Origin of the sequence: Mucilaginibacter agri, from assembly GCF_009928685.1 — a bacterium.
Classification (GTDB): domain Bacteria; phylum Bacteroidota; class Bacteroidia; order Sphingobacteriales; family Sphingobacteriaceae; genus Mucilaginibacter; species Mucilaginibacter agri.
The window spans coordinates 219283-242360 of sequence record NZ_WWEO01000045.1 but is presented as its reverse complement, the minus strand read 5'-3'; the positions used below and the strand labels follow the sequence as shown (position 1 = coordinate 242360).

The window sequence follows — 23078 nt, the reverse complement described above, 5'->3', positions numbered from 1 at the left end:
TGAATTATGTATACTTGCTGCCAAAATTATAAATTTAAACGTTATTTGAACTGAACTTTTAACTTCTGCAGAATGAAACGCAATATAATTAGTGGACTAATGCTTGTAAGCGCCCTGGCATTAGCTTCATGTTCAACACAGAAACTCGCATCTGATCAGAAAGCTGATGACGATGTATATTTTAGCAAGGCCAAAGCGGGCGACGAACTACCAGTACCAGTTTACCGTCAACAAGACGTAAATGTGTATGCAGACCAGCAGCCGCCTTACGCTGACGCGGCGGATGATGACTATTATTACTATGATAGCTACGCATCGCGTATCAACAGGTTTGCCTACAACTCTCCGTTTAACTACTACGACGATTATTACTACGACTACGCCTCACCTACTACTTATGGTAACGCTGGTTGGGGTGTAAATTCTTATGCTTATGGTGGCTACGGCTTTGGCCTGGGTATAGGTTTTGGTTTCGGCTATGGCGGTTACTACGGTTACAACCCTTGGGGTTACGGCTATCCTTATTATGGTTACTCTCCATACGGCATTGGCTGGGGTGGTGGTTATCCTTATTGGGGTATCTATTCTGCTTACGGCTATGGCGGCTGGGGCGGTGGCGGTTACTATGCACGCGCAAGGCCTTACCGTGGTTCTGGCGTACCGGGTGGCAGCAATTATGTAAACCGTTCTGTACGTGGAGTAGGCTACAATGGTGCATATCCAAATGCAGCGGGCTACTACCCTGGTCGTACAGTTAACGGCGGCGTTCCGCGTACCAATGGCGCTTATAGCGGTAATGCAAATTATGGCTATGGCCAGGGTCGTCCGGCTCGCCCACAACGCTCAGATAATCCAAACAATTATAATAATCCACCACAACGTACTACCAACTCTATGCCGAGCAACAACAGCGGTGGTGGTAATATGGGCGGCGGTTCAGGTGGTGGCAGCAGAGGTGGCGGCCGTCCGGGAAGACCATAACAAGCTAATCTATCACAGAAACATCGTATGAAAAATAAATACTTACTATTGGCAATAGCTACAGTAGCTATTACTAAGACCAGTTTTGCGCAGTATTCGCAAGATGCTATCCGTTTTTCGGGTGCGCAAACGGGTTCTACATCACGTATCAAAGCAGTTGGTAACGCCCAGCAAGCGGTGGGTGGCGATTTAAGTAACGTTAGTGGAAACCCCGCGGGTTTAGGTTTCTTTACCCGCTCAGAGTTGAGCATTACTCCTGAATACAATAATTCGAAAGTGAGCTCTTCTTATCTGGGTTCAAGTAATTCTACCAGTCACGATCAGGGCAATTTTAATAATGCTTCGGCCGTGTTTTACACCCGTTTAAATACACCTAGAGGTCAGGATAAATCTAAAGGCTGGTTAAGTTTAAACTATGGTTTATCTTACAACCGTACTAACGATTTTTATCAAAACACCTATTATTCAGGCATTAACCATACCAGCTCCATTGCCGATTATTATGCTAATTTGGCTAATTATGATGTAGCTAATAACTACTCCCTGGATGGTTACCTTGAAGGCTGGGCGTATCGTCAGCGCCTTATTAATAACAATGCGAACGCCAATGTTTACGAGCCAAGTACAACCTTGGGCGGTACGCAATCAAACGCAATCACCAGCAGTGGCGGCCAGACAGAAATGAGTTTCTCTATGGGTGCCAACTACAGTAATAAACTTTACTTAGGTTTTGGTTTCGGTATTACCGACATCAGATATAACTCAACCTCTATTTTTAGTGAAGACAATACCGAGTACGTTAACGTGCACCAGGATTATGTTTCTAACTACGTACGCGACCAGGTTACCCGCGGAACAGGTTTTAACGCCCGTTTTGGTGTAATCTATAAACCGGTTGAGGCATTACGTTTAGGTGCTACCCTTACAACCCCTACCTGGTACAATATTGACGATAATAGTGCGGAAGGCTTAAACACAAGCTATACTGGTGGTCAACGCTATACCGACGGTGCTTCTTACCCCGCTAGCTACAACCTGCGCACTCCGCTTAAAGTATCAGGCGGTGCTGCAGTATTTATTGGCAAATATGGTTTCTTAACGGCTGATATCGATTATCTGGATTATTCTAGCACCCACCTATCAAGTGGCGACTATGATGTAAGCCTTGACAACGACGATATCAAAAGAAACTACCAATCTGCTGTTAACGCACGTTTCGGTGCAGAAGCCCGCATCCCGGGTAATTTCTTTCTACGCGGTGGTTATGGCATACAAGGCACTCCATATAAAAATGGCGGTCAGGATACCAAAACTGCAAGTGGTGGTTTAGGTTACCGTTTCGGTTCTTATTATATCGATGCTACTTATACCCATGTTAAAGGCTACAGCACCAACATCCCTTACGATTTAGGTTTGGATAGCCCCGTAGCAGATTTAAAAAACGAATTCAACAATGTTTATCTGACATTGGGTATTCGTTTCTAACAAATAAAGATTGAAACGAAAGAAGCCCGGCTGCATAGCAACCGGGCTTCTTTCGTTTTTAGTATAAGCACAAATGTTGTGTTCTTTTGGATTTATTAATCTTCGTTTACAAATGAACGTAGCATCCAGGTATTTTTCTCTTTAAACTGCATAAAGCGGTTAACCATATCGTTGGTGCCATCGTCGCCGGCATCAGCGGTGATCGTAAGAAGTTCACGCTCCACGTCAATTAATGAGGCCATATCATCAATAATAGCCTTCACCATATCGGTATCCAGCATACCAATGGTGTTGATCTCTTTAAGTTTAGAAGTGGTGATGTAGTCGTTAAAAGTACTGATCGGCGGCTTACCTAAAGCCAGTATCCTTTCGGCCAGCTCGTCAATAGTGGTTAAGGCATCTGTATAAAGTTCCTCAAACTTTACGTGCAGGGTAAAAAAGCTTTTACCTTTAACATTCCAATGGCAGCCGCGCAGTTTCTGATAGTGAATATGGTAATTAGCCAGGTAATCATTTAAGTGGTCAACAACCGGGCGTACTTTGCCTTCTTCAAGGCCTATTTCTTTAGCATCCATAAGTGATAATTTGTGATTGATGTAACAGTGATTTGAGTGTCATTGTTTGAATACAAAACTAAGCGATTGGCGTTAATTTCTGATATTTGTAAAATTGATATGCTATTGAAAACCTTTATAACAGAGCCTTTCGACGCACCAGTTTGGCGCATGGAAATTGACGAAATTACCGACACGCTTTTTGCCGAATTACGCGATAATGCCGACAAGCGGGTTAGCTTTGCAGCCATCAATTTATCAAACGGCAATGCGAATTTCAAGGCGCTTACTTTACCCGAGCGCTGGCTTTGTGGAATAGAAACTGCTTATAATGGCGCACTGGTTTTGCACGGTTATCAGTCAGAATCAATGCCTGTTCACAGAGGTTTAACCGGTGTCGACGGTGTTACTGGAGACATACTATGGAGCGACTATAACATTAACTTCGAGGCACTTACCATTCAAGGCATTGTGGTTTATGATGCCCGGATCCAACCTAAGAACCTATTTGTTATTGATGAGCAAACGGGGCTCCGTCGCGAGTCTTATATATCATCGGCAACCGCTGTTGAAAGCAATATAAAGCTACCAGAAATGATACAGGCAGAGACCTTACCACCTCAACTATTAGTTTTGGAGCCGCATCTAAATGTAGTGCATTATCTGGAGTACAATAACTTTAGAATTGTATCTTTGCACGCGCTTGATGGGAGCCATTTAACACAGAACATGTATGTATTTGATAGAGACGGCAATTTGTTATTTGACGATATTCTGAATAATGACATACAAAAATTGCAACCCGAAGCGTTTATTAGCTATAAAAATAAACTGATCTGGCTTAAGAACCGATCGGAAATAAAAGTTTTAAACCTGTAAATACAGCATAATCCCCTTTATGAGATTCAGAATTTTATTACTCGTTATAGCATTTTCTGCAACGTCTGCCAAGCTATTGGCCAACCCGCTTGTTGATTCGGTTGGTGTAGAAAATCAGAACGGGAAGAAAGTCATATTACACAAAGTAGAAGTTAAAGAAACCTATTACGGCATAGCCCGCAAATACAATGTAAAACCACAGGTTCTTATTAAATTTAACACCAACGCCACTTTGCATATTGGCGATATTGTTAAAGTGCCTACAGATATTCCGTTTGCACAACAAGCAGCGCCGGTAGCAGCCGCCCCTGCCGTGCAAACCCAACAACCGGCGGCTAATTCTGCAGAAACAGGCGCCATTGTACAGTACAAAGTCGCCCAGCACGAGTACTTATATGGTATTGCTCGCCGATTTAATACCACTGCAGAAGAGATTAAAAAATTAAACAACCTGCAAAGCAGTACCCTTACTCCGGGCCAGTTATTAAACATTCGCCAGGGTGCAGGTACAACTATTCAGACGCAACCGCAAACTACTGCACCTGCACCAACTCAGCCAGTTGTTCAACCGGCTCCTGTTGCGGCCGCTCCTGTTCAGGCTCCTGCTCAACAGCCCGCTGCTAATACCGGCGAAACCGGCACTATTATCCAATATAAGGTTGCCAAGCACGAGTATCTTTATAGTGTAGCTAAACGCTTTAACAGTACAGTTGAAGATATAAAACAGCGTAACAACCTCAAAAGCAATAGTCTTACCCCCGGTATGGTATTAAATATTTTGCAAGGTGCTTCGTCTGCCACAGCGGCCGCTCCACAGGGCGTTGTGGTGCAGGAGAAACCTCCGGTTACAGATACTATCCCTCCTGCCAAACGCGACAGTAATTTGGCTGGAATTGCTGATAGCGCCAATGTTGAACATCATTCGCCATCTAAATACGGGTTGTTTGAGAAAAATGAGAAAGGCGTAGCCACTACATTGGATGATCCAACCCTCGATCAAAACAAGAAATTAATATTGCACCGTACCGCCCCCATTGGTACGGTTATAAAAATTACCAACCCCATGACCAACCGTACAACTTTTGCCAAAGTTGTTGGTAGCTTTACAGATAATGAGTCGACAAAGGATGTTATTATTGTAATGACCAAAAGTGTTGCTGAGTCATTAGGTGCTTTGGACAAACGTTTTCATGTAAACATAAGCTACGGCGTTTCGAATGAATAAACCTTATATTATTGGTATTGCGGGCGGAAGCGGCTCAGGCAAAACCTTTTTCTTAAAATGTTTTCTGGAACATTTTAAGCCCGAAGAAGTATGCCTTGTTTCGCAGGACGACTATTATATCCCTGTGGCGCACAACATGACGCCTGAGGAAAATAAACTTTACAATTTTGATTTACCTGCAACCATAGATAACGAACACTTTTTGGATGATATCCAAAAGCTAATGCGTTATGAAACGGTTTACAAACAGGAATATACTTTTAACAATCCTACAGCCGTACCCAAAACTTTGGAGGTTAAGCCAGCTCCGATTATTATCGTGGAAGGTCTGTTCATTCTGCACTTTAAAGAGATCGCCGACCTGCTGGACATGAAGATCTTTATAGATACCGAAGAGCACGTTGCCTTAGAACGCCGCCTAAAACGCGATTTATTGGAACGCGGCTACTCGCACGACGATGTACTGTATAAATGGCACAACCATGTTCAACCGGCTTACGAGGAGTATCTGTTACCATACAAAGATCAAACGGATAGAGTTGTCACCAATAATACTCACGTAGCACAAGATATTATTATAATAACTGAAGAAATTTCGAAGGAGTTGCATAAGAAGGTGTTCTCACAGGATATTTAAAAAATTGGCTAAATCGTCATTGAGGTACCTTACAGCGATGACGATTTATAGATAACATCTTAGGTCAGTATTCGTCCAGCTGTCGCATTCTTAATATCCTCTACGCTCGCTCCGGGTGCACACTCCACAATCTTAAAACCACCTTCAGGCAGCACGTCCAACACCCCTAATTCTGTTACTATTCGTTTTACACATTTAACGCCGGTTAAGGGCAATGTGCATTCGGGCAGTAGCTTTGACTCGCCCGCTTTGTTTACATGCTGCATAGCCACGATAATATTGTCTGCCGACGCCACCAGATCCATAGCGCCCCCCATACCCTTTACCATTTTGCTGGGAATTTTCCAGTTAGCTATGTCTCCATTTTCTGATACTTCCATAGCGCCAAGGATAGTAAGATTTACTTTCTTAGCTCTGATCATCCCAAAACTCATAGCTGAATCAAATACCGCCGAGCCTGGTAACATGGTAATGGTTTGTTTACCCGCATTAATGGTATCCGCATCTTCTTCACCCTCAAATGGAAAAGGCCCCATGCCTAACAATCCATTTTCCGATTGTAAAACCACATCCATACCTTCGGGTATATAGTTGGCTACCAATGTTGGAATTCCAATACCTAAGTTTACATAGTAGCCGTCCTTTATTTCTAGCGCAATGCGTTGTGCAATTTCTTCTTTAGTCCACATGGTGTTAATTTGAGGATTTGGTAGTTTCTCTTCGATGTCATTGCGAGGTACGAAGCAATCTCCTTGCATAAATTGCTCGATCTGCACAGCTACGAGATTGCTTCGTCCCTCGCAATGACAAGTATTATTTTATCTTACAGTTCTCTTCTCAATCCGTTTCTCATAATCTCTACCTTGGAAAATACAGTGTACATAGATCCCTGGAGTGTGAATATGGTCGGGATCTAATGCTCCCGGCTCAACAAGTTCCTCTACTTCTGCAATAGTTATTTTGCCGGCCATGGCCATTACCGGGTTAAAGTTTCGTGCGGTTGAACGATAAACGAGATTACCCATCGTATCTCCTTTCCAGGCTTTTACAATGGCGTAATCAGCATCAAAAGCCATTTCCATCAGGTAATCTTTACCGTTGAAATTTCTTACTTCCTTACCGATGGCAATCTCGGTACCTACACCGGCGGGGGTGAATATTGCCGGCATACCATAACCGGCAGCCATGCAACGGGTAGCTAACGTACCTTGCGGAATCAATTCAACATCCAATTCTCCACTGAGTAACTGACGTTCGAACTCGGCGTTCTCACCAACGTAGGAAGCAATCATCTTTTTAACCTGGCGCTGTTTGAGCATCAGGCCGATGCCAAAATCGTCAACTCCGGCGTTGTTAGATATACAGGTAAGATCTTTAATCCCACTTTTTACCAGGGCGGCGATGCAATTTTCGGGCAAGCCACACAGACCGAAACCACCGAGCATCAGCGTCATCCCATCTCTGATACCAGCAATTGCTTCTTCGGCATTACTGACAACTTTATTCATGAAATTATATAATTGGTTTAAGGCTAAAGTAGTAAATAGGTTGAATGTTTTAACCGTATGCCAATCATTTATGATCAACGATAATTAGCGCCCTCCATCAATTTAATTATTATGAAACAAAATCAACTGTAGGCAACTTGTATTTATAATCAATATCTACAATTATGAATGCAGAAGAATATAATAACCCGCAAGATGCCGATAGCAGCAACGAACCGCGGGGCTACCATGTTGATGATGATAAAAATCTTAAAGAAAAAGATTTGAAACGCCATTATCTGTTTGGCGAAGCACACATGGCCGATCCAGATAGTCCTGGTCACGAAGGTGTAGGCGACGGCGGCCAAAATTTTGGCAAAACCAATGTAACTACTTCGGGCGATGATTCAGCTAACCCGTCGCGTAACGCCGGTTATACCAATGCCTACTTTAAACGCACTGAACCGGCAGAAGAGCATCCTGAGAATAGCAACTTTAAGCCGGCCCATCAGGAAGGATCGCCCACCAAAGATGGCCAAGGGCAATCTACCAACAGCAATATTTACCAGGAAGGCACTTCAGATTATGACGGTGGCACGCAAAAGGGCGAACCCGCTAATGCCAACCCCGTACAAAATAAAATTGGCGATGGCGGCAATCAAAGCGAACCTGGTAAAGCCAATTGGAACTCAGACTATGAGCGTGGCCCCGATTATGGCAGCAATAGTCCAGAAGAAAAAGAACATATAGAAACCTAATAAAAAAGCCCCTTAATAAGGGGCTTTTTTATTACCATTTAATATTCTTTTCAATATAACTGATCAGGTCATCGGCCATTGCTTTTTGCTCAGCTTTGCTTGGATGACCGTTGGTGTTTTTATAAGGGAAGAAATGCGTTTTGATGTTTTTATCTTTTAATTGATTAACGGCCTGCACAATGTAACCCGGCCACGGCGACCCTTCCTTAGTAGCGTCCATGCTACCTAACACGCAAATGATCTGTGCTTTAGGATATTTGCCGCGAATATTTTTCACCATGTCTTTATAAGCCGCAACAATCTTATCGTCACCTGGAGGTGTAGTGCCGAAGCGGTGCTTAAATTCGGGGTTTTGCGGCTGCATCACAATCCACGAATCATTTTGAAACAGGTTGATCACTACAACATCAGGCGTATATTTCTTAAAATCCCATTTACTGTTAGCATCTGTAGCATCTAAGCGATCATACATTTCGGGCATAATCAACGGAAACCAACTTACCAGCACACCAATACCACTTTTGGCAATGCAACTATACTCGGCATCGAAATAACGTGCGGTGGTGGCTGCATAAGCTATATAGTTATCTTCAAACGGGCTTGTTCCGCGATCTTTGCCTGCCGTATCCAAAACCGCATACCCGCAGGTAATAGAATTGCCAAAAAACTCTATTTTTCGCTTTTTGGCAGCGGGAGCCATCTCAATCCTGCTATCCTTATCCAATACAAATTGATAAAACCATGTTTTGCCAAATGCCCATTCACCACGTTTGAATAATACGAGGTTGTGTTTGCCTGAGGATAAACCACTTGCCAGCGTATACAAACGTTTAGTACTATCTAGCTGAATATCTGGTTGCACATTACCGTCTACAATTACTTTAAAATAGTTGGTACCGTGCTCGTCTTTTAACAAAGCTTTTACTCCGGTTCCGGTAAAATTAATGGTGGCCGAGTTCCCCGCCCAACTGAATATTGTTGCGCTATCGGTAACCGCTACCCTACCCATATAATGGATGTGACTATCGTCGTTTTTAATGATAGATTGTGCAGAAGAATATCGATTTAGTAATAGCAGAATCGTAAGGGTTATCAGGTATCGTCTCATGGTTGATAAATATAAAAAAATCAATATTCGAATAATATAAAAGCCAAATATTAATTTGCAGTATGCACCCCGCACTACAAAAATATCTTGAAGGTAAGCTCAAACTTTCGCCTGAGCATGAGGCATTGGTGGGTAATTGCTTTAAACCCAAATTCACTAAACGGAATGAAGTGCTACTACAAAAGGGTGACATTGCACGCCACCTTTATTTTGTGGTTAAGGGATATCTACGCGTATTTTTGACGAGCGAAGACGGCAACGAATCAACCCGGTTCCTGATATTTGAAGGTAACATGGGAACAGCCTTTCCAAGCTACATACTACAGCAAGCATCGGTAGCAACCATTCAAAGCCCCGAGCCATCTGAATTACTTACCTTAAGTTATCATGATCGCGAGCGTTTATTAAAAGAAGTACCCGGTTGGGAAACCATGTACCGTATTAGCATAGAACAAGCCTATATCGAGTCTATACAACGTATAGAAAGCCTGATTACCATGGACGCTAAGGACAGATATAACTTGCTTTTAGAAAGCCAGCCCGAGCTTATCAAGAAATTGCCTTCCAAAATTATTGCCGACTACCTGGGCATATCGCAGGAAACCCTGAGCCGTTTAAAATCGAAAAAATAGCTAAAGCCCTCTCCTTGGAGAGGGTTGGGAGAGGTTATTTCAAATACACATAGGTAATTCCGCTACCACCACGATCGGCATGTTCGTCTTCCATACGGCCAACCTGATCATACTTCTTCAGATAATCCCGTATTAGTTTGCGAAGAATACCATCGCCTTTGCCGTGAAGGATCTTTAGCGAACCTACACCCATCATCAATGCACGATCAAACAGTTTTTCAATGGCATGCACGGCATCTTCACCTCGCATACCTCTCACATCAATTTCGGGACTAAAGCTGGCAACATCACTTGTTTGCGCACTAAATGTCCGGCGAATATCTTTCGGAACCTCTTTCTTCGAGATCCTGATCACCCTTTTGCGCTTGGCTACCGTACGTAGTTCGCCAATGGCTATGATTACATTGTCTTTGGCTATCTCCATCACCTGCCCGGTTGTTTCAGAGTCTGTAAATTTGACCCAGTCACCTGGTTTTAATTCTTCATCTTCGGCAGATACCGAGGGTTTAGGAGCTGTCGATTTAACTGTATTTTTCTTTAACTCCTGGTTTAGATTCTCACGCAGTTGACGGGTAACTTCTTTATCCGCCTGCGCACTTTTTATACCGGAAATGGTGTTCTCAACCAGCTTATTAGCATTTAAAATGATACTCTGCGCTTCTTGTTTAGCTTCGCGGATCAGGGTGCGTTTGTTCTCTTCGAGATAACTTTTCAGCTTCTCGTTTTCAGCTAACAACTCGTTAACCTTACGTTGCTGTTTATCAAGTTTGGTTTTGGTGTCGAAAATCTCCTTTTTTTCACGCTCCAGATCAACCAGTAACGTGTCTACTTTCTTTTGCGTAAAACCGATCTTATTTTTGGCCAGGTTAAGCACATTGGGTGGTAAGCCAATCTTCTGTGCGATTTCAAATGCATACGAACTTCCCGGTTTACCAACTTCCAGGATATATAGCGGCTTCATTTGCACGTTGTCAAACAGCATTGAAGCATTTTCGATACCCTCTGCATTGCTGGCAAATACTTTAAGATTGGAGTAGTGCGTGGTAACCATGCCCCTCACCTTTTTATGATTCAGGGATTCGAGCACCGCCTCGGCAATAGGTCCACCAAATTGTGGGTCGGTACCGGTACCAAACTCATCAATTAATATCAATGTTTTGCCATTGGCCTGCTCTACAAAATATTTCATTTTAGAAAGGTGGGCGCTGTAGGTACTCAAATCACTTTCTATCGACTGGTCGTCGCCAATGTCGGCAAAGATCTGCTTAAACACCCCAACGGTGCTATGCTCATCTGCGGGAATCAATAAACCAGCCTGAACCATCATCTGACATAGACCAACGGTTTTCATACAAACCGATTTACCGCCAGCGTTCGGGCCCGATACTACAACAATGCGCGTACCCTCGTCTATTACCACATTAAGCGGAACAACAGTTTTCTTTTCCTTTTTAAAGCTAAGCGTAAGTAAAGGGTGGCGGGCATTAACCAATCGCACACTTCCTTCATTAACTACCACAGGCATTTCGGCCTCTATATCTATTGCAAACAAGGCCTTGGCGCGTACAAAATCGAGTTTAGTAAGCAGACTATGGTACGACAATAATAATGGGACGTACGGCCTTAGTTCGTCTGTAAGAATAGTTAATATCCTTATTATCTCGCGACGACGCTCAAATTCCAGGTCACGAATCTGGTTGTTCAAACTAAAAACTTCCTCTGGCTCCATAAATACGGTTTGCCCCGAGGCCGACTCGTCATGGATAAAACCTTTCAGTTTACGCTTGTTTTCGGCCAGAATCGGGATACACAAACGGCCATCACGTATGGTAAGTGACCCGTCTGCTGTCCAACCATTGGCTGTGGCACTCTTAAAGATCTGGTCGATCTTTTTGCGGGCTTCCTGTTCTGCACGGGTAATCCCCGATGTAATATCCATCAGCTCGCGCGATGCATTTGGTCTGATTTTACCTTTAACATCAATCACAGCATCAATCTTTCTAACGATGCTTTTCTCTATCGGCAGGTGCTCAAACAAAGCTTCAAGGTTAGGATAAATTCCTCCTCGCTCATTAAAATAACCTATAACAGCAAATACGGTCGACAATGAAACCTGGGCCTGAAAAAACTCTTCTTCACTTAAAAATGTGCCCTCAATCCTAATCTTTGCAGCCAGCGTTTTAAGATCATAAAAGTGGTTTATCGGGAGCGCGGTATCGTTTTGAAGTATATTTTTAAACTCGTTGGCCTGATGCAAAAACTTGCGTATCTGCTCAAAGTTATTCATCACCTGTATGCGATCAACCATTTGCTGACCCATTACACTCAGGCAATGTGCTTTTATTAGTTCTTTAACCTCGGTAAATCCCAGCTTATCTACACTATTTTCCGGGTATATCATTTCTTAGTAGTATGTTTTAATTTTTTCAATGAATCAACTTTAGCGGCTTGTATTTTAGCCTGAGCCTTAGTAATTGAATCCGTCTTCGCCTTGTCGTATTTTTCTCTAACCTTATTCATGGAATCGGTTTTTGCTGTCATTACATCCATAATCTGGTCGTACATCACCTGCATTTTTTCGGGATTGGCAGTATAATACTCCACACTCTTTCTGAATTGCGTAGAGTCGACGCCGTATTGTTTAAATACAGCCAAATACCTGGCCATACCATGCCTGTATAACGAATCGGGATTTTGGCTCACCTGGTAAAGGCTACCATCAACCAGATGCACTTCAGTGAGAAGTCCAGTCATTTTCTTTTGAGGGATGATGCCAGCCGGCACGTCATTACTTTTACAAGCTGTTAAAAAAAGCAATCCTAAAAAAAACAAGTTAATATAAATACGCATTCTGTAAATTAGCGGCGGTTAGTATTAGCAAAATTACGCATTTAATGAGCATTGCAGAAAATATCATAAGTTTAAAAAACGAGTTAGAAAGTATACAGGTAAAATTGGTTGCCGTATCTAAAACTAAGCCCGTTGAAGACATACTGGAGGCATATGATGCCGGACAACGTGTGTTTGGCGAAAACATGGTGCAAGAACTGGTAGAAAAATACGAGCAACTGCCCAAAGACATAGAGTGGCATCTGATTGGGCACCTGCAAACCAATAAGGTAAAATACATTGCACCATTTATCAGCATGATAGAATCGGTTGACAGCCTGAAATTGTTGCAGGAGATTAATAAGCAGGCGTTGAAGAATAATCGTGTTATAGACTGTTTGTTACAAGTTTACATTGCCGACGAAGAAACCAAGTTTGGTTTAGGTTTTGACGAAGTGATAGAATTAGTGCGTTCTGAAGAGTTTTCAGAACTCAAAAACATCCGAATCCGTGGTTTAATGGGTATTGCCACCAATACCGATAACGAGAAGCAGATTAAAGAAGAGTTTTACGAATTGGATACGTTTTTTGATGGTATTAAGCAAAGCTACTTCCGCAAGGACGGCAGTTTTGACGAACTATCTATGGGCATGTCTTCTGACTATAAATTGGCGATAGAACACGGTAGCACCATAGTACGCCTGGGCAGCACCGTATTTGGCCAGCGCGTAATTAAGCACTTTAAAAACAATTAGTTGCAAACATCTGAAATAGCGACTAACTTACAATAAACGCCCCTTAAACCTTAAAATTATGGAGATCAAGATCAGAGTTGCTAAAAGAGATGATTGCGCGCGTTTGCTCGATCTGATCCATGAACTAGCTTTGTTTGAACGGGCGCCCGAGGAAGTTACGGTAAGCCAGCACGAATTTGAGGAAGCAGGCTTTGGACCAAACCCTGTTTGGAAAGCCTACGTAGCCAGCCTGGATGGTTTAATTGTGGGTTTTGCATTGTATTATGTGCGTTATTCTACCTGGAAGGGATGCCGCTTATATTTAGAAGATTTAATTGTTACTGAAGCATTTCGTGGCAAGGGGGCTGGCAAAATGCTGTTTAACCGATTGATACAGGAGGCTCAAGAGCTTGGTTTTAATGGTATGACCTGGCAAGTGCTGGATTGGAATGAACCCGCTATAGCTTTTTATAAAAAATACGAGGCCAACGTAGAGGCTGGATGGTTAAATGCATCGTTGACCAAAGAACAAATAATGGCGTTAGACTTATGAGGATGAAGTTTTTATTAATACCCTTTTCATTTTTGGCCCTAAGCAGTTGCTGGCAAGCTAAAAACCCCGATGTAAAAGCTGCAGTCGCAAAAGATACACTTACTTATAAATACACCACCTTTAAACAGCGTGCCGACGATTGCGGAAACAAGGCCGACAGCGCTTGCACAGTAATTAAGATCACCTACCCTGCTTTCGTTTCAGAAACAGCCTTGAATGATACCCTTAAGCATAAATTGGTAGGTTTATTTATGGTAGGAGAAAGAACCAAAGATAATTTTGAGGATCTGGCCAAAAACTTTATGAGCGCTTACCAGTCAGAGCTCAAAACTGGCAGTCGTAAAGGCATGTTTTATACGCTCGACAACAAAGCCACGGTTTTAAGACAGGATTCGGCCTTAACAACCTTGCAGATAGATGGTTACAGCTATTTGGGTGGCGCTCATGGTGGTTCATTTACAGGTTTCGTTAATTGGGCAACCAAGGTGCATAAAAACCTCGAACTAAAAGACATTCTGGTTGACGGTTATGGCCCACAACTAACGCAGATCGGTGAGAAAATTTTCCGCAAACAGGAGAACCTAAGCGATACTGCGTCCTTATCTAATGACTACTTTTTTAAAGATGCCAAATTCAGCCTCAACGAAAACTTTCTGATCTCGCCGGTGGGTTTGCGCTTTGTATACAATCAGTACGAAATTAAGCCTTATGCGGCAGGCAAAACAGATCTGACAATCCCTTATTCTCAAATTAAAAAATTAATACGGCCAAATACGGTTGTAGCTCAATACATCAAATAAATGCTTGTTTTCAAATTCGGCGGGGCGTCTGTTAAAGACGCTGCGGGTATTATCAATCTTACTAAAGTAGTTCAAAAATATGCCGGCCAACAATTGCTTATCGTGGTTTCGGCCATGGGCAAAACTACAAATGCCTTAGAAAAATTAACTAAAGCTTATGTTGACCAAAAAGATGATATACATCTGATATATAACGAAATAAAAGACTATCACTTTCATATCCTTAGCGAACTCTTTGATCCATCGCACCCAGCATTTGATGAGGTTGCCAACACGTTTGTGGAAATAGACTGGATGATAGAAGACGAGCCGCATGACGACTATGATTTTATCTATGATCAATTGGTTTCCATTGGCGAATTGGTATCAACCCGAATTGTAAACGCATACTTGAACCACGTTGGTTTAACCAGCAAATGGCTCGATGTACGGGGATATATCCATACCGATAATACTTATCGCGAAGGTGTAGTGGAATGGGCTAAAACCTGCGAACATATCCAACAAGATATACCTGCTTTGCTGCAAAAAGGCATAGTGGTAACCCAGGGGTTTTTGGGTGGCACATCAGAAAACTTCACCACAACACTGGGCCGCGAAGGTTCTGATTATACTGCGGCTATATTTGCAGCCTGCCTTAAGGCTACCTCTGTTACCACCTGGAAAGATGTGCCAGGCATTCTCAACGCCGACCCTAAGCATTTTAAAGACACGGTTAAATTCGATCAACTATCGTACACCGAAGCTATTGAGATGACTTACTACGGAGCGGGAGTAATTCACCCCAAAACCATTAAGCCACTGCAAAACGCCAATATCCCGTTGTTGGTTAAACCGTTTGGCGACCCTGATGCCATAGGTACGGTGATTTCGGAAACTGCCGCGTTATATTACGAAAAACCGGTGATCATTGTTAAGCAAGATCAGGTCTTGGTTTCGCTGTCTGCCAAAGATTATACATTTATTACCGAGGATCATTTGAGTGCGGTGTTTAGCTTATTCGCTGCCAATCACATTAAAATCAATATGATGCAGGTATCGGCTTTAAGCTTTACCGTGTGCTTTGACTACCGTGAAGAGCGCTTCGACAATTTACATAACCAACTTAAACAAGAGTTTAACGTAAAGTACAATAACAATCTAACTATCATCACAGTAAGACATTATAAACAGGAAGAACTGAAGGCTCTTATTGATGATAGAACCGTACTATTGGAACAACTAAGTCGTAACACTGCGCAAATGGTAGTGAAGTAACGTTGTTATAAACCGTACCTTCATACTTATGATCCTGTTGCCCATTGCTTTAATAGCTATAATTGCCTTTTTATTTTTTAGCACCTACAAAAACAAACAAAAAAGAGCAAGACTCCTCGACGAGCTTCGCAGCAATTGGGGAAAGCCATTGGACAGCGTTCGCCATTACCGTTTGATTACGGCTTACAGTAAACATCTGGATGACGACGTGTTAGCAGCAACTCTGGCAGCTGACATCGACCTGGAAAAACTTTTTGAATATGTCGATAGGGCTAATTCTAAACCTGGTCAGCAATATTTGTACGCCAGGCTACGCAAGCCCGAACGAGAGCGACATAAACTATTGGATTTTGACCAGTTGATTGAACAAGTAGGTGCCGACGATGCAAAACGCGAGGCCATTATGATGGAGTTGCAGCGGTTAAACAATCCGGATGCTTATTATATTCACCAGCTATTTCATACCCAAGCCGTGCTTCTTTATGATGCTATCCTAAAGCTTTATGTTCGCTTTGCAGGGATACTTTGGGTAGCAGCGTTGGCACTTACCATTGTACTTCACAATCAATTCTTATTCTTCCTGACGTTGGGTTTTACAATGTTCAACTTCTATATCCATTTTACCAATAAGGAAAAGATTTATGGTTTTGTACACTCACTACCGCAATTAAGACGGATGATTAGTGTAGCTAACAATATTGGAAACATTATACAAACCGCAGGTTATAAAGGCTCGCAAAATGCAACAGCACAATTAAAGAAGTTAAACCGAAAGCTGGCATACGTGAGCCTCGAAAGCGGGATAAGTAATGATCCTACAGATTTGGGCTCGGGAATATGGGAGTTGTTTAAGATATTGTTGTTAATAGAACCACGGGCATTTATTAATGTAATCGACGAGGTAAATTTCCAAAGGGAGCCTATCGAAGTATTATTTAACTACGTAGCCGAAATTGATGCTGCGGTTAGTGTTCAATCGTTACGCGCCGGGCTACCCTATTATTGCAAGCCTAATTTTGTGAATGGTAGTGACGAATTAAAGATAGACGAGCTGTACCATCCGCTAATTTACAACTGTGTACCAAACTCTTTATTGGCGAAACATAGCCAAGGCGTATTGATCACAGGATCTAATATGTCGGGGAAAACTACTTTTATACGCTCGGTAGCCGTTAATACACTGCTGACACAAACTTTATATACATCTCCATCAAAAAGCTACCAAGCGCCTCTATTAGACATTTGCAGCAGCATAAACATGACCGATAGCCTCGATGAGTCTAAAAGCTATTTCCAGGCAGAGGCATTATCCATATTTAATATCCTTAACCACGTAAAAGAAACCGGAGGAAATTGCCTCGTTATCATTGATGAAATCTTCCGCGGGACTAATACTATAGAACGTGTGGCTGCGGCTAAGGCTATACTCTCTTACTTATCAGCCAATAAAACCTTCGTGTTCGTGTCGACTCACGATCTGGAACTGGCCGAACTCCTTGGAGATGAATATGCTGTATATTCTTTCGAGGAAATGGCTGCCGACGAACGCCTAATATTCGACTACAAAATAAAGCCCGGTATATTGAAGCACAAAAATGCGATTGCCGTTCTTAAAGCTATCGGTTACCCCGAAAGCGTAATTAACAACGCAAATAAAGTAAGCGAAGAATTGGGCAAAAAGTATAATTGATTTTATCCCGGCTTTATTCCACTGCTGGTAGGTTATCTAAGTTGTAAAATATTTCTTTCTGCTTGGCCAACCCTGTTGCCACCATTTCATCGGCGCCTGCAGAAGGGCCTCCTATACGCAACACAGCATCACAATGATCTATTAGCTGAACTGCAACAGGGTGAAAAAGTTCGTTAAACACATCGTCCCCAATTTGCTTTGAGCCCGCAGCTTCAATTAGCGGCAGGGCAAACCACTCACCAAGTACCGGCATGTGGCCCAGGCGATAAACTGCAAGTGCGGTATCAGTCATGTTTTTAACGTTGGCAGCAATCAGCGCCGGGTCATCATTCGTGCCAGAGCGGTATGGGCCGGCAACTAATATCATCATCGATTTTTTCATGGATATAAATTGAGCAATTTAATAACAGCTTATAAGATTGTTTTTAGCTTTATAATGTTACAAACTAAGCAAAATGAAATTCAGAATAGCACGCCATACTAACAACCTGGTGCCAATTATCCATTTCTACAAGGTTCTGCTAGGTTTATCGACACTGGGCGAGTTTAAGGACCATGATGGTTATGACGGTGTCTTTCTTGGTTTAATTGGCTCCGATTGGCATCTGGAATTCACCACTTCTAAGGAAGCTCCCGATCATAAACCTGATGAAGATGACCTGTTGGTTTTCTATTTACCAACTGTGGCCGAATACCTGTCGCTAAAAGAATTGTTTAAGGCTAATAATGTTATGGAACTGGAAGCTAAGAACCCGTATTGGAAAGTAAATGGCGCAACTTATGCCGATCCTGATGGATACCGGATCGTTTTAACTGCAACCAATAAGATTTAGGCCTCATAAAAAAGCCTCCCGATTGCTCGGGAGGCTTTTTTATGTTATAACATTCTACGTTTTGGTTTGTGAACACTGTCGCGGTTCCAGGTTTGGTTTGCCGTCTGGCCGCCGCCATTGCTAACGCCACGTTGTTGTTTAGCCTCTTTCATATCGTTAAAATTACGATCTGATGTTGGCTCTCCCTGCACACTGGCGTTCCCTTTTACATGATGTTGCTCTTTCATATGACTATTATAATTGGTAAATTAATTTCAACACAGAATTAACTGCTGTATTATAATATTTACAACAACTGTACCATTAAATTGTGTAGCCCGATTCGAAGTATTTTTACAACCTTACAATTGGATTACCATTGGTACAAAATGCTTGCAAGCGGCACTGCAATAACACCTGTAAGTCAATTACTTAAATATAAAATATTTTTTACTATTTCACAAAAAAAGGAACATTTGCTGTAGCAACATTATTATGGCCGTCGGTTACATATAAAAATAAGCGGTAAGCACCCTCTTTTTCGGGCGCTTTTATCGTCGCTTTGTTAACGCTACTACTGTTTAAAAGACCTTCCAAAGGCGCCGGTCTCGACTCATGATCACCGCCATTTTTAAGATCTGTACTCTCTGGCAACAGCTCCCAACGAGCGGTTAGTTTATCATTGTCGGGATCTTTTACAGATACTTTGATATCATAAGTTTTGCCGGGTTGCAGGTAAATAAAATCGAGCACATGCTTACCATTTAATGTTAGCGAATCCAGATGCGGGGCGCGGTTAGCAGGGTATTTACCAGTCCACAAGTATTGCATTACATCTACCACCTCATTCTCCTCACCCTTTTCGGTAAATAAGCCATACCACGTTGGGGTACGCTCCTGCTTTTGTCCCCACAAAAAAACGTATGAGCCGAGGCAGTTTTTATCTACTTTAATGGAAGCCTCATAACGACTTTTATAAACGGCAGCTTTCTCGCTGCTGGTTTCTTCTACAGATGCATGCCAAGGCGTTTGCGGACCCTCCCAATGGCCCGTTGGGCCCCATTCGGTTACCATGTATGGGCCAGTCCATTTAGCGGCGCGAATTTCCTGTGGCACTGAAGCTAAACCGCCGTAAACCTGAACAGATAATAAATCGAGATCCGGGCAACGGGTTAATATTTCGGCCACTACTTTGGGGTTAACACCTGCAAGCATGGTTGTAGCCGGGTGATTAGGGTCTTCCTTATGGATCATTTTGGCAATATCATTTACCGCATCCCAAACTTTAGGGTTTTTATATTCGAGATTAAGTTCGTTACCTATCCCCCAAACCAACAGCGCCGGGTAATTACGGTATTTGATAACCTCCTTACGCAGTTTCTCTAATTGCTGGTGTACAGCAGCTGAATCATAATTAAACCCATGACGTTCGCGGGCCACGTTAAGCCCCATGGTAACTGTTAATCCGAGCTTTTGGGCGTTGTTTAAGTTAAATTCGCCCATGCTGCTGTCCCACGTACGGATAGAATTACCGCCGTACTCAACCAGCCTGTCCATATAACTGGTGCCGCCAGCACCTTTAATAAAATAAGGTTTACCACCACGCATAAGCGCGTAACCGTTGTCTGTTTTCGCTACGGTAACCTTTATGGGTTGGGCCACAATATGCATGCTGCCGAGTAATAAGCCGGCAACAAATACTTTTGATAAGATAGATTTCATTGGTTAGAAATAATTGGCAGATTGATTTATACCGGCGAATTTAAAGTATAAAAAAAGCACCTCCTAATTAAAAGAGGTGCTTTTTTTGCAACAAGGATATTATTTTTTATTCCTGAAATGAGGTTGAAACGCTCAGTTCTTTCCAGGTTTCCATATCTTTTTGCACGTAGGCAATTTTAGCCATCGCAGCTTGGTAAGCATCTTCCCCTAAAAATAAATTGAGCGGCGGATTCTCAGCGGATACTATTTCGATCATCGCCTCAGCTGCCTTTTCAGGATCGCCAGGCTGCTGGTTATCTATTTGATTCTGGTGTGCATTTTGCGATTGGCGAACGTTTTCATAGGCATCTATAGGATTTTTAGGAGTAACCAATGATCCGGATGACAGGAAATTGGTGCGGAAGTAACCCGGCTGTACAATAGTTACGTGGATACCGAAAGGCTTCACTTCTTCGTACAATGATTCGGAGAAACCGTTTACCGCGAACTTGGTGCCACAATAGATACCAAAGCCCGGAAATGCGCCGGTAAAACCACCGATAGATGAAATGTTAAGGATATTACCCGATTGCTTTTCGCGCATGTAAGGCAATGCTTTTCGGATAACATTTAAGGAGCCGAATACATTTACTTCGAAGTTATCCCGCGCTTCCTGGTCGGTAGTTTCTTCAATGCCGCCTAGCATACCATAGCCGGCGTTGTTAACCACCACATCAATTTGTCCGAAGGTGCTGATGGTTTTTTCTATTGCTTGTTGCACGCTCGCTTCGCTTTTTAGATCGACAGCTAATGGCAGGAAGTTGTCCGCTGCTGTTTTAACCTCTTTTTCCAGATCGGCAACATTACGGGATGTTGCCACCACTTTATATCCTTTACTCAATAGCTTTTGTACCAGCACAAGGCCCAGGCCTTTTGATGCGCCGGTTACAAACCATACTTTTTGATTTTCCATTTTTATTGATTCGATTTTAGATAGATGATTCTTTAAATTAACCTTGATAGGCCATTGCTTTAGATATTTCCTCATTCATTCGAAACTCTTTGTCCAAAACTTCGAGCTTCTTCATCGCTCTTTCGTAAGCGTCGGTACCCAACAAAAGGTACAGCGGTGGATTTTCGTCATTACCAACATCGATGATAGCCGCAGCTGCCTTTTCCGGATCGCCGGCCTGATGACCATTCATATCCAGATATTTGGCATGCATAGCTCTTACTTCAGCATATTCGTCAATTGGCGTTTTGGTCATCACCAACGACTCTGGAGTTAAGAAACTGGTGCGAAATGCGCCTGGCGCCACTACGGTAACTTTAATGCCTAAAGCCTTTATATCCTGAGCAAGAATTTCTGAAAGGCCCACTACGGCAAATTTGGTAGCAGAATAAATGGCCCAACCAGTGCCGCCTGTGATACCGGCAATAGATGAAATATTGATAATGTGACCCGATTTCTGCTGGCGCAGGTAGGGCATTACGCCACGGATAACATTGAGGGTACCGAAAACATTAACGTCAAAGCTTTGACGTGTTTCGGCATCGGTTAACTCTTCGATGCTACCGCCAATACCGTAACCGGCATTGTTGATTACCACATCGATTTTTTTAAATGTTTGATAGGTAGTGTGGATTGCTTTGCTCACGCAATCTTCGCAGGTAATATCAACCTGCAGGGGTAAAAAATATTCGGTCTTTTCACCCGCGGCTTTTGTCAGGTCAGCTAAATTACGGCTGGTAGCGGCAACATATTGGCCTGCAGCTAATAACTGCCTAACCAAGCTTAAACCAAACCCTTTAGAAGCTCCTGTAATAAACCATACTTTTTTGTCCATATCCTTGTTTTTCATGATAGAACAAAGGTAGGGCAAGGCTATAGATTACCGCTTACGCCAAGCAAACAGATCATTACAAAATTCAAACATTTCTAAAAGAAGACGGCGTCAGTGCGGTTTTCTTTTTAAAGAAGTTGTTGAAATGGGTGGGCTCTTCAAAGCCAAGTGAGTAAGCAATCTCAGAGATATTCCAGTCGGTGTGCCTTAATAAAGACTTAGCTTCGCTAAGCAATCGTTCGGCAATACGGTCTGTAGTAGTTTGGCCTGTAGTTTCGCGAATAGCACGATTAAGATGATTAACATGCACGGCTAATTGGTTTGCAAAATCATTGGCAGATCGCATAGAAAAACGCTGATTGGGAGTTTCTATTGGAAATTGGCGCTCCAGCAATTCGGTAAATACAGCTGTAATGCGCGATTTTGCATCTGTATATCTGTACGAGGTTTCACCAGGCTGTGTTTTTAGAGCATAGTGAATAATATCCGTCACATAGTTTCGCAGCAAATCGTATTTATATATATAATCTGACCCGATTTCGGTAAGCATTTTTTCAAACACGCTGCACACATATTCTTCCTGCTCCGTATTTAACTTATAAAATGGATTGCCACCAAATTGATAAATAGGCAATTCGTTCAATCCACCACGCATTTTATCAGTAAAAAACTCTTCCGTAAAAATGCAGAAGTAGCCTGTTCTGTCTTCTGTTAGATTATCCCAGGCATAGGGTACCTTGGAGTTAAAAAACATTAGCGTACACCCCGATACATCGATGCTTTTATCTGCATAATGGCAGGTGCTGCTACCTCGCATCATGCTTATTTTATAATAGTTACGTCGGTTGTAACTAATTGAACTATTCTTTGCATTGGGGCCAATACAATCTTCCATTTTAAAAACATTAAAATGGCCCATATCTTTTTGAAGATTCTCGGGCATCCAGTTAAACTTACCTTTATAAAAATCTTCGATTGTTTCTACTGTCATATCCAAAGTTACACAATTCAAACTTAAACAAACAACAACAGTTTTTATCAAAACCCAAAATGGCCTGCTCTCTATATGAAAACAAACCATTTTGGTGTTATTAGATGCTATTAAATACGCA

General features: G+C 42.4%; 25 protein-coding genes. 13 read left to right on the top strand and 12 right to left on the bottom strand.

All coding sequences use genetic code 11. The features are described from left to right. Positions 1-72: 72 nt before the first annotated feature. Together GSY63_RS21235 and GSY63_RS21230 are read left to right on the top strand one after the other, a co-directional pair. Entirely contained in the window at positions 73-981 is a 909-nt protein-coding gene (locus GSY63_RS21235; protein WP_166587863.1) for a hypothetical protein, read from the top strand. A 27-nt stretch (positions 982-1008) separates the two neighbouring features. Beyond that, positions 1009-2466 (top strand): OmpP1/FadL family transporter, encoded by a 1458-nt coding sequence (locus GSY63_RS21230; RefSeq protein ID WP_166587862.1) that lies wholly within the window; start codon positions 1009-1011, stop codon positions 2464-2466. Between the two features lie 95 nt (positions 2467-2561). Here GSY63_RS21230 and GSY63_RS21225 read toward each other — a convergent pair whose 3' ends face one another. After that, positions 2562-3041 (bottom strand): Dps family protein, encoded by a 480-nt coding sequence (locus GSY63_RS21225; RefSeq protein WP_166587861.1) that lies wholly within the window; start codon positions 3039-3041, stop codon positions 2562-2564. 105 nt (positions 3042-3146) lie between these two features. Here GSY63_RS21225 and GSY63_RS21220 point away from each other — a divergent pair, with 105 nt between their 5' ends. Genes GSY63_RS21220 through GSY63_RS21210 form a run of 3 tightly spaced genes read left to right on the top strand, consistent with a single transcriptional unit; the run spans position 3147 to position 5761 of the window. Continuing rightward, positions 3147-3899, top strand: coding sequence for a DUF4905 domain-containing protein (locus tag GSY63_RS21220; protein ID WP_166587860.1), 753 nt, complete (start codon positions 3147-3149; stop codon positions 3897-3899). A 19-nt stretch (positions 3900-3918) separates the two neighbouring features. Beyond that, on the top strand, positions 3919-5124 hold the full coding sequence (locus GSY63_RS21215; protein ID WP_166587859.1) for a LysM peptidoglycan-binding domain-containing protein: 1206 nt from the start codon (positions 3919-3921) through the stop codon (positions 5122-5124). After that, the gene (locus GSY63_RS21210) at positions 5117-5761 is read left to right on the top strand and encodes a uridine kinase family protein (protein WP_166587858.1); all 645 of its coding nucleotides are present in this window, start codon (positions 5117-5119) and stop codon (positions 5759-5761) included. Before GSY63_RS21215 ends, GSY63_RS21210 begins: the two co-directional genes overlap by 8 nt. 59 nt (positions 5762-5820) lie before the next feature. Here the strand turns inward: GSY63_RS21210 and GSY63_RS21205 are convergent, their stop codons facing one another. Together GSY63_RS21205 and GSY63_RS21200 are read right to left on the bottom strand one after the other, a co-directional pair. Then, positions 5821-6450 carry a 3-oxoacid CoA-transferase subunit B gene (locus tag GSY63_RS21205; protein WP_166588507.1) on the bottom strand — a complete coding sequence of 210 codons (630 nt, stop codon included), beginning with the start codon at positions 6448-6450 and terminating at the stop codon, positions 5821-5823. Positions 6451-6579: 129 nt separating this feature from the next. Further along, a complete protein-coding gene (locus GSY63_RS21200; protein ID WP_166587857.1) occupies positions 6580-7269 on the bottom strand; it encodes a CoA transferase subunit A in 690 nt (229 codons plus the stop codon). A gap of 164 nt (positions 7270-7433) precedes the next feature. Here GSY63_RS21200 and GSY63_RS21195 point away from each other — a divergent pair, with 164 nt between their 5' ends. Further along, a complete protein-coding gene (locus tag GSY63_RS21195; protein WP_166587856.1) occupies positions 7434-8006 on the top strand; it encodes a hypothetical protein in 573 nt (190 codons plus the stop codon). Positions 8007-8037: 31 nt separating this feature from the next. Here the strand turns inward: GSY63_RS21195 and GSY63_RS21190 are convergent, their stop codons facing one another. Next, positions 8038-9114, bottom strand: a complete 1077-nt coding sequence (locus GSY63_RS21190; protein ID WP_166587855.1) for an SGNH/GDSL hydrolase family protein — start codon at positions 9112-9114, stop codon at positions 8038-8040. Positions 9115-9176: 62 nt separating this feature from the next. On the opposite strand from GSY63_RS21190, the gene GSY63_RS21185 reads away from it, so the two are divergent. Continuing rightward, complete coding sequence (locus tag GSY63_RS21185; protein ID WP_166587854.1) at positions 9177-9746, top strand: Crp/Fnr family transcriptional regulator; 570 nt, start codon at positions 9177-9179, stop codon at positions 9744-9746. Between the two features lie 34 nt (positions 9747-9780). Here GSY63_RS21185 and GSY63_RS21180 read toward each other — a convergent pair whose 3' ends face one another. Together GSY63_RS21180 and GSY63_RS21175 are read right to left on the bottom strand one after the other, a co-directional pair. Beyond that, entirely contained in the window at positions 9781-12147 is a 2367-nt protein-coding gene (locus GSY63_RS21180) for an endonuclease MutS2 (RefSeq protein WP_166587853.1), read from the bottom strand. Then, positions 12144-12596: a DUF4296 domain-containing protein gene (locus GSY63_RS21175; RefSeq protein ID WP_262887372.1), complete on the bottom strand. Its 453-nt coding sequence runs from the start codon at positions 12594-12596 to the stop codon at positions 12144-12146. The genes GSY63_RS21180 and GSY63_RS21175 overlap by 4 nt, the downstream gene beginning before the upstream one ends. 44 nt (positions 12597-12640) lie before the next feature. On the opposite strand from GSY63_RS21175, the gene GSY63_RS21170 reads away from it, so the two are divergent. From GSY63_RS21170 to GSY63_RS21150, 5 genes are read left to right on the top strand one after another with little or no spacing between them, the layout of a single operon-like run. After that, positions 12641-13330: a YggS family pyridoxal phosphate-dependent enzyme gene (locus GSY63_RS21170; RefSeq protein ID WP_166587851.1), complete on the top strand. Its 690-nt coding sequence runs from the start codon at positions 12641-12643 to the stop codon at positions 13328-13330. A gap of 58 nt (positions 13331-13388) precedes the next feature. Beyond that, on the top strand, positions 13389-13862 hold the full coding sequence (locus GSY63_RS21165) for a GNAT family N-acetyltransferase (RefSeq protein WP_166587850.1): 474 nt from the start codon (positions 13389-13391) through the stop codon (positions 13860-13862). A 2-nt stretch (positions 13863-13864) separates the two neighbouring features. After that, positions 13865-14662, top strand: a complete 798-nt coding sequence (locus GSY63_RS21160) for a DUF3298 and DUF4163 domain-containing protein (protein ID WP_166587849.1) — start codon at positions 13865-13867, stop codon at positions 14660-14662. Then, positions 14663-15919 (top strand): aspartate kinase, encoded by a 1257-nt coding sequence (locus GSY63_RS21155; protein ID WP_166587848.1) that lies wholly within the window; start codon positions 14663-14665, stop codon positions 15917-15919. Between the two features lie 28 nt (positions 15920-15947). Next, on the top strand, positions 15948-17609 hold the full coding sequence (locus tag GSY63_RS21150) for a MutS-related protein (RefSeq protein ID WP_166587847.1): 1662 nt from the start codon (positions 15948-15950) through the stop codon (positions 17607-17609). A gap of 13 nt (positions 17610-17622) precedes the next feature. Here the strand turns inward: GSY63_RS21150 and GSY63_RS21145 are convergent, their stop codons facing one another. Further along, complete coding sequence (locus GSY63_RS21145) at positions 17623-17991, bottom strand: DUF4406 domain-containing protein (protein ID WP_166587846.1); 369 nt, start codon at positions 17989-17991, stop codon at positions 17623-17625. Between the two features lie 73 nt (positions 17992-18064). On the opposite strand from GSY63_RS21145, the gene GSY63_RS21140 reads away from it, so the two are divergent. After that, complete coding sequence (locus tag GSY63_RS21140; protein WP_166587845.1) at positions 18065-18442, top strand: VOC family protein; 378 nt, start codon at positions 18065-18067, stop codon at positions 18440-18442. A gap of 44 nt (positions 18443-18486) precedes the next feature. Here the strand turns inward: GSY63_RS21140 and GSY63_RS21135 are convergent, their stop codons facing one another. The 5 genes from GSY63_RS21135 to GSY63_RS21115 form a co-directional block, all read right to left on the bottom strand. Next, positions 18487-18669: a hypothetical protein gene (locus GSY63_RS21135; protein WP_166587844.1), complete on the bottom strand. Its 183-nt coding sequence runs from the start codon at positions 18667-18669 to the stop codon at positions 18487-18489. Between the two features lie 205 nt (positions 18670-18874). Then, complete coding sequence (locus tag GSY63_RS21130; RefSeq protein WP_166587843.1) at positions 18875-20143, bottom strand: hypothetical protein; 1269 nt, start codon at positions 20141-20143, stop codon at positions 18875-18877. 106 nt (positions 20144-20249) lie between these two features. After that, complete coding sequence (locus tag GSY63_RS21125) at positions 20250-21095, bottom strand: oxidoreductase (RefSeq protein WP_166587842.1); 846 nt, start codon at positions 21093-21095, stop codon at positions 20250-20252. A gap of 37 nt (positions 21096-21132) precedes the next feature. Continuing rightward, complete coding sequence (locus GSY63_RS21120) at positions 21133-21984, bottom strand: SDR family NAD(P)-dependent oxidoreductase (protein ID WP_166587841.1); 852 nt, start codon at positions 21982-21984, stop codon at positions 21133-21135. A 67-nt stretch (positions 21985-22051) separates the two neighbouring features. Next, positions 22052-22957: a helix-turn-helix domain-containing protein gene (locus GSY63_RS21115; RefSeq protein ID WP_166587840.1), complete on the bottom strand. Its 906-nt coding sequence runs from the start codon at positions 22955-22957 to the stop codon at positions 22052-22054. Positions 22958-23078 lie beyond the last annotated feature (121 nt).

What these genes read in the sequence shown, in the direction of transcription:
- GSY63_RS21225 (WP_166587861.1), bottom strand. Translation starts at nt 3,041, where the DNA reads ATGGATGCTAAAGAAATAGGCCTTGAAGAAGGCAAAGTACGCCCGGTT.
- GSY63_RS21165 (WP_166587850.1), top strand. Translation starts at nt 13,389, where the DNA reads ATGGAGATCAAGATCAGAGTTGCTAAAAGAGATGATTGCGCGCGTTTG.
- GSY63_RS21145 (WP_166587846.1), bottom strand. Translation starts at nt 17,991, where the DNA reads ATGAAAAAATCGATGATGATATTAGTTGCCGGCCCATACCGCTCTGGC.
- GSY63_RS21185 (WP_166587854.1), top strand. Translation starts at nt 9,177, where the DNA reads ATGCACCCCGCACTACAAAAATATCTTGAAGGTAAGCTCAAACTTTCG.
- GSY63_RS21190 (WP_166587855.1), bottom strand. Translation starts at nt 9,114, where the DNA reads ATGAGACGATACCTGATAACCCTTACGATTCTGCTATTACTAAATCGA.
- GSY63_RS21155 (WP_166587848.1), top strand. Translation starts at nt 14,663, where the DNA reads ATGCTTGTTTTCAAATTCGGCGGGGCGTCTGTTAAAGACGCTGCGGGT.
- GSY63_RS21210 (WP_166587858.1), top strand. Translation starts at nt 5,117, where the DNA reads ATGAATAAACCTTATATTATTGGTATTGCGGGCGGAAGCGGCTCAGGC.
- GSY63_RS21150 (WP_166587847.1), top strand. Translation starts at nt 15,948, where the DNA reads ATGATCCTGTTGCCCATTGCTTTAATAGCTATAATTGCCTTTTTATTT.
- GSY63_RS21195 (WP_166587856.1), top strand. Translation starts at nt 7,434, where the DNA reads ATGAATGCAGAAGAATATAATAACCCGCAAGATGCCGATAGCAGCAAC.
- GSY63_RS21115 (WP_166587840.1), bottom strand. Translation starts at nt 22,957, where the DNA reads ATGACAGTAGAAACAATCGAAGATTTTTATAAAGGTAAGTTTAACTGG.
- GSY63_RS21230 (WP_166587862.1), top strand. Translation starts at nt 1,009, where the DNA reads ATGAAAAATAAATACTTACTATTGGCAATAGCTACAGTAGCTATTACT.
- GSY63_RS21160 (WP_166587849.1), top strand. Translation starts at nt 13,865, where the DNA reads ATGAAGTTTTTATTAATACCCTTTTCATTTTTGGCCCTAAGCAGTTGC.
- GSY63_RS21135 (WP_166587844.1), bottom strand. Translation starts at nt 18,669, where the DNA reads ATGAAAGAGCAACATCATGTAAAAGGGAACGCCAGTGTGCAGGGAGAG.
- GSY63_RS21200 (WP_166587857.1), bottom strand. Translation starts at nt 7,269, where the DNA reads ATGAATAAAGTTGTCAGTAATGCCGAAGAAGCAATTGCTGGTATCAGA.
- GSY63_RS21125 (WP_166587842.1), bottom strand. Translation starts at nt 21,095, where the DNA reads ATGGAAAATCAAAAAGTATGGTTTGTAACCGGCGCATCAAAAGGCCTG.
- GSY63_RS21120 (WP_166587841.1), bottom strand. Translation starts at nt 21,984, where the DNA reads ATGAAAAACAAGGATATGGACAAAAAAGTATGGTTTATTACAGGAGCT.
- GSY63_RS21140 (WP_166587845.1), top strand. Translation starts at nt 18,065, where the DNA reads ATGAAATTCAGAATAGCACGCCATACTAACAACCTGGTGCCAATTATC.
- GSY63_RS21130 (WP_166587843.1), bottom strand. Translation starts at nt 20,143, where the DNA reads ATGAAATCTATCTTATCAAAAGTATTTGTTGCCGGCTTATTACTCGGC.
- GSY63_RS21170 (WP_166587851.1), top strand. Translation starts at nt 12,641, where the DNA reads ATGAGCATTGCAGAAAATATCATAAGTTTAAAAAACGAGTTAGAAAGT.
- GSY63_RS21175 (WP_262887372.1), bottom strand. Translation starts at nt 12,596, where the DNA reads ATGCGTATTTATATTAACTTGTTTTTTTTAGGATTGCTTTTTTTAACA.
- GSY63_RS21180 (WP_166587853.1), bottom strand. Translation starts at nt 12,147, where the DNA reads ATGATATACCCGGAAAATAGTGTAGATAAGCTGGGATTTACCGAGGTT.
- GSY63_RS21235 (WP_166587863.1), top strand. Translation starts at nt 73, where the DNA reads ATGAAACGCAATATAATTAGTGGACTAATGCTTGTAAGCGCCCTGGCA.
- GSY63_RS21215 (WP_166587859.1), top strand. Translation starts at nt 3,919, where the DNA reads ATGAGATTCAGAATTTTATTACTCGTTATAGCATTTTCTGCAACGTCT.
- GSY63_RS21205 (WP_166588507.1), bottom strand. Translation starts at nt 6,450, where the DNA reads ATGTGGACTAAAGAAGAAATTGCACAACGCATTGCGCTAGAAATAAAG.